A 3,485-nucleotide genomic window follows, 5' to 3' on the forward strand; every position below is an offset into this window, starting at 1 on the left:
CCCCCCCCCCCGCAGCGGGGCATTTTATTGTCTGGATTTCTTCGGATAATGGGCAAATCGGGGATCCGCATTCGCAACGACAGCCTAGAGATGTCAAAACCGGTGCCGAGAGCGGATTCGACGGAGCCGTTTTCGTGAGTGCCGGGTTAGTCCGGCATGTCCCTATCAACAGTCCCCTATGCGCTTGCCGTCGACGATGACCCGTTCATCCTTATGGATGTCACAGGCATTCTCGAGGATGCGGGTTTCCGTACATATGAAGCAGATCACGGCGATGCTGCGATCGCGATGCTCCCCGAGTATGCGCACACAATCACCCTGCTCTTTTCAGACGTCGACATGCCGGGCGATACTAATGGGTTCGCGCTCGCCCACCACGTCGCGAGAACTACCCCTGGATCGAGATCGTCATCGACAGCGGTCACCTCCGCCCGAAGGCGGGTAACTTGCCTGAAAAGGCGACATTCGTATCCAAGCCGTTCAATGCGCAGATGATTCATGGCCATTTCCGCGCGCCCCTTCCCGATGGCAAGCTGCCGGAGCCCCTAAAAAAAGCGGTCTAGACTGGCGTTTACGCTAGATGCGAGTTCGCATCTATCAGCGGTTCGCCCCGAAACGCTTTCTCCCAGTCCACCGCCTAGCGCATGCCGCTGTCGCAAAAGTCGTGACATACGAGACGCTCGATATTTAGGAGATCAGCGACAAAGACGGGCGATGACGGCAAGCAATAAAGATCGTACCCCACAGCGCAATGAATGAACTTGCCGCTTTGAAACGACGGATGCGCGGGACCGAGCGGCTAGCCTACTGCGGCTCGACCAGACCTGCTGCGCTTCGCCCCGACGTCGCGGCCAGGTTTGGCATCACTAATTAAAATGCGGCGGTACTCGCCGCAGATGAGGCCAGGCTTGAACGCGGCGTCGATGCGGAAGAAAAGGCCGATGTCGATGAGGGGCAGCTTAGGGCAGCCAAATAGATTCCATCGCCACGGTTCAGAACGCCTAGCGCACGTCGCAATAGGGTAGCTCTTCGCCAAGCCAGTCAAGGAAGCGGTCAAGCCTCTGGCGCTTCCAACAGCTCTTGTAGCGCAGGTTCACCATCTCGGACTAGCTCAGCTTGCGCTCCAGAATGTCCGGCCGCCAGACCATTCCTCTGCGCGAGGATGCCATTGCAGATTGAGGTCGTGTAGCCCCTCGTTATGCAAAGCCAAGAGGTACAATAAGTGCACCTCTTGGCCTCATACATCATCGTCTAAGACCCAACCTTAAGGACTAAAGAGCTTTTGCCATGTTGAGATGCGCTGCAACCGTCGGTGCCAAGCCCGCTGCGAACGTCTTCAACTGCGGCACGTCGCCGGTCGCAGCGTATCCCTTGAGCGTATCGAGCGTCTCCTGATGCCCGGCGACCTGGGCAGCCACGTATGCGGTGTCGAAATCAGTGCCCTGCTTGGTCTTCAAATCGGCAAGCTTCTGCTGCTGCTCGGCATTCAGCGCCGGGTTGGGCGTCAGAGCTGATGACAGCGTCGCGGTCAGGGCATTCAGCTTTGCAGTCGACCCCTCATGTGCGGTGATCATCTGGCCAGCGAACTTCTTTACCGCAGCAGATGCGCCGTTGGTTACGGCCAGCTTCGAGGTCTCGATCTCGAACGCATCGCTTGCAGCCGCCATGTTGACGAAGGCCTGTTCACCTGAGGCCGGTGCTGCCATCGCATCATTGAAACCAGCTGCGTTTACGTCCGTGGCGGTCGTGTTGGCATAAGTGCTGTTATCGAGGGCAGTCGTATCTTCGGCCTTCTTGCCGCACGCGGCCAATGACAGGGCCGCTACCGACACTAGTGCCAGGGTCTTGAAGTTCATCATCGTCTCCATCTGCTTGCATATTGCCGCTGCCCGCTTAACGCGTGCCGTCGAAGGACCGTTCCGCACCAGCAACGAGCTCCGGACCGATCATAAGGCGCGTTCGTTCTGGATGTCTGCCGGCACAGCTGCCGGCTTATTGGGACACGGTTATGAGCATCTTCAGCACGATTATGAACAAAGTTTTCCACCACAAGTCCGCGCCAGCCGCAGCGCCGACTCCGGCTCCTGCCACTGCGCCGCAGCCCTCACCGCAGGCCGCCCCAACCGTTGCCGCTCAGCCCGCCCCAACGGCGCCTCAGCAGTCCGTCGACGTCGGTGCGGTCCTTAGCGAGATGGCATCGATGAAAGATGGCGGCGGCAACTACCAGAGCTCGATCGTCGATCTTCTAAAGCTGCTGGACCTGGATTCCAGTCTGACGGCTCGCAAGGAGCTTGCCGGCGAACTCAACGTCCATGCAGCCGCCGACGGCTCAGCCGAGCAGAACATCGCCCTTCACAAGGCAGTGATGCAGAAGCTTTCCGATAACGGCGGTATCGTTCCAGACAGCCTGCGCAACTGACGCGCCCAATCCGAAGGGGACCGCACCCTGTGCGGTCCCCTTCGGCCTTAGACTGCTGGCTTAACCGTCCTCAATTTAGCGAGCTGGACTAGCGTTCAGAGGCGCTACTGCTACCGTCCTCTGCGCTGCCTGAGCTGGCAGCGTCTGACTACCACGCAGTGGTCTATTCGGCTCTTTGTGAAAGCCACGCGCGGCGAGCCAGCAGATCGTGACTACGAGTGCCGCGATCATCACGAAGATGGCAATTGCCACAGGACCGGCTCGCTTGTTTCCTCGTCTCCGCATCACATGCGCTCCCGAGTTATGCCGTCGATGTTATCGCCGTGCTGTAGCCACGTGGCGACGGGATGTTTCTTGCTCTCAAGACCACCGGTTTGATCGAGCAGAACGGTCTTATGTCCGGACGGCTCTATCGCCGCTCGCCAAATACCGAACCAAGAATGCCCCCCAGTCCGCCGCCAAGACCGCCCCCAGGCGCAGCGCTTGCGACTCCGGCGCCGCCCAGGCTACCGAGTACAGATCCCAGGATCCCACCAAGGCCACCTTGCTGCCCAGCCGAGCGCCCTGTCAGATGGCCGGCCACCAGCATGACCAGGATCGGCAGCATCTGCTTCAGAAGCTCCGGTGCCAGGCCGCTGCTTTGCGCCGCGTTGTCGGCGACCTCACGACTGCCGTCCTTCGATCCGAAGATACCGCCGAGGATCTGATTACCGTGGTCGATTTGCGTCGGCTCGTTGCCCAACACGTTCGAAGCAAGGTCTGCGCCGCCAAGCGTGTTCACATGGGCGTCTAACTGCGTCGTGTTATTTCCCATGCCACCCAGAACCGACGGCAGCAGCGCTTCTGCGCCGCGCTGGGCTTGGTCACGCGGTATGCCTAGCTGGGCGGCCAGTGCATCGATGCCACCATCAGGCAGCAGGTCATTGAGATTCATGTCGGCTTCCTTGTTGTGACAGGTACCAACAGATGCTGGGACCTATAGGTCCGGTCACCTTCGATCGAGCTAGGACCTTGGATCGGCAGGCATGCGCTGTCTGCGCAATATTAGTCAGGAAGTTCGGGCGTA

General features: G+C 59.5%; 4 protein-coding genes. 2 read left to right on the forward strand and 2 right to left on the reverse strand.

Annotation, left to right across the window (positions count from 1 at the left end; translation table 11 throughout):
* Positions 1–213 precede the first annotated feature (213 nt).
* The gene (locus sphst_RS04260) at positions 214–495 is read left to right on the forward strand and encodes a hypothetical protein (RefSeq protein WP_234387330.1); all 282 of its coding nucleotides are present in this window, start codon (positions 214–216) and stop codon (positions 493–495) included.
* A gap of 776 nt (positions 496–1,271) precedes the next feature.
* On the opposite strand, the gene sphst_RS04265 is transcribed toward sphst_RS04260, so the two are convergent.
* Complete coding sequence (locus sphst_RS04265) at positions 1,272–1,856, reverse strand: DUF4142 domain-containing protein (protein ID WP_031393229.1); 585 nt, start codon at positions 1,854–1,856, stop codon at positions 1,272–1,274.
* Positions 1,857–2,008: 152 nt separating this feature from the next.
* Between sphst_RS04265 and sphst_RS04270 the strand changes: the two genes are divergently transcribed.
* On the forward strand, positions 2,009–2,419 hold the full coding sequence (locus tag sphst_RS04270; protein WP_031393228.1) for a DUF3597 domain-containing protein: 411 nt from the start codon (positions 2,009–2,011) through the stop codon (positions 2,417–2,419).
* A gap of 409 nt (positions 2,420–2,828) precedes the next feature.
* Here the strand turns inward: sphst_RS04270 and sphst_RS04275 are convergent, their stop codons facing one another.
* Positions 2,829–3,353, reverse strand: coding sequence for a DUF937 domain-containing protein (locus sphst_RS04275; protein WP_107045212.1), 525 nt, complete (start codon positions 3,351–3,353; stop codon positions 2,829–2,831).
* Positions 3,354–3,485 lie beyond the last annotated feature (132 nt).

Source organism: Sphingomonas sp. STIS6.2 (genome assembly GCF_000732685.2).
Lineage (GTDB): Bacteria > Pseudomonadota > Alphaproteobacteria > Sphingomonadales > Sphingomonadaceae > Sphingomonas > Sphingomonas aerolata.

What these genes read in the sequence shown, in the direction of transcription:
- sphst_RS04260 (WP_234387330.1), top strand. Translation starts at nt 214, where the DNA reads ATGGATGTCACAGGCATTCTCGAGGATGCGGGTTTCCGTACATATGAA.
- sphst_RS04265 (WP_031393229.1), bottom strand. Translation starts at nt 1,856, where the DNA reads ATGAACTTCAAGACCCTGGCACTAGTGTCGGTAGCGGCCCTGTCATTG.
- sphst_RS04270 (WP_031393228.1), top strand. Translation starts at nt 2,009, where the DNA reads ATGAGCATCTTCAGCACGATTATGAACAAAGTTTTCCACCACAAGTCC.
- sphst_RS04275 (WP_107045212.1), bottom strand. Translation starts at nt 3,353, where the DNA reads ATGAATCTCAATGACCTGCTGCCTGATGGTGGCATCGATGCACTGGCC.